Annotated in this window: 2 protein-coding genes; both read right to left on the reverse strand. The window is 36.7% G+C overall.

The annotated features are described in order from the left end of the window. Positions 1-260: biotin carboxylase N-terminal domain-containing protein (locus tag AC1DRF_RS28775; RefSeq protein WP_477742409.1), on the reverse strand; the 260-nt coding region annotated here is incomplete at its 3' end. A 133-nt stretch (positions 261-393) separates the two neighbouring features. After that, a partial coding sequence (locus tag AC1DRF_RS28780) for an FtsW/RodA/SpoVE family cell cycle protein (RefSeq protein WP_477742410.1) occupies positions 394-1,171 on the reverse strand: 778 nt, incomplete at its 5' end.

Raw genomic sequence — 1,171 nt, forward strand, 5'->3', positions numbered from 1 at the left:
GGGTGAATAGCATCTACATCATGAGACTTAGCAATGTCGATGATGCCTTCTATATCTAAATAAGCATCAATCGGTTTTTTCTCCGCTCCTACTAAGTAGGCTTCATCCGCTTTGTAACGGTGATAAGAACCTGCGTCTTCCTTAGAATAAATTGCAACAGTCCGAATATTCAGTTCAGTACATGCTCGAAATACACGAATCGCAATTTCTCCTCGGTTTGCTACTAATACTTTTTTGATTTTTTTAGTTACAAAACTCATGTTGCTAATCTCCTCTCAATTTCGTATAAACTTCAATATATAGCAAAATTGGATAAAAGAAAAGCAAAAATCAATGGAAAATGATAAAATTCCAATAAATTTTTGCTTTTTTTACACAATTTTTTCACGAAAATCAATCGCTTGTTGTTGATGTATTGTTCGGATGTAGCACAATATTTTCCGTATTTTTCTGTTTTTTATTTTGATAATTTACGAAAAACGAAATATTTACAATAATTCCCATAGATACCATCAGTGTTAGCAGCGAAGACCCTCCATAACTGATAAACGGAAGCGTGACGCCGGTAATCGGAATGAGTCCCGTAAGTCCTCCAAGGTTAATGCCTGTTTGAATACCTATCATACTGGCTACTCCAATACAAATCATGCTAGCAAACGGATCCTGAGATTTTTTAGCCAGCATTAAAATCCTGAAAATTAAGAAGCCTAAAAGGCCCAGCACGAGCATAACTCCAAAGAACCCTAATTCTTCTGCAATAATAGCCATAATGAAATCGGTATGGGGCTCCGGAAGATAACCATACTTTTGTACACTTTCTCCTAAACCAAGGCCTTTTAAGCCTCCTGTACCTATTGCTAAATATGAATTAACCAGCTGATAACCGGTTCCTTGAGCATTGGTAAACGGATCTGATGCACCGGTAAAACGGCCAATTCGATTGGCAGTAAACTGACCTGTAAAAAAACCAATCGTAATAATTACCGTAAGCAAAATGATACCTAGTGCTAGCATGCGGAAAAAGGTTTTTTTAGAGATTCCCGAACATAGCATAATGGTAACAGCAATAGCAAAAATAATTGATCCCGTTCCAAGGTCAGGCTGAATAGCTACAAAGCCTAATATTAGAAATACAAGACCCATAGGTCCAAAAAAAGCTTTTTTGATGTTG

This window comes from Priestia sp. P5_B4, from assembly GCF_056400385.1.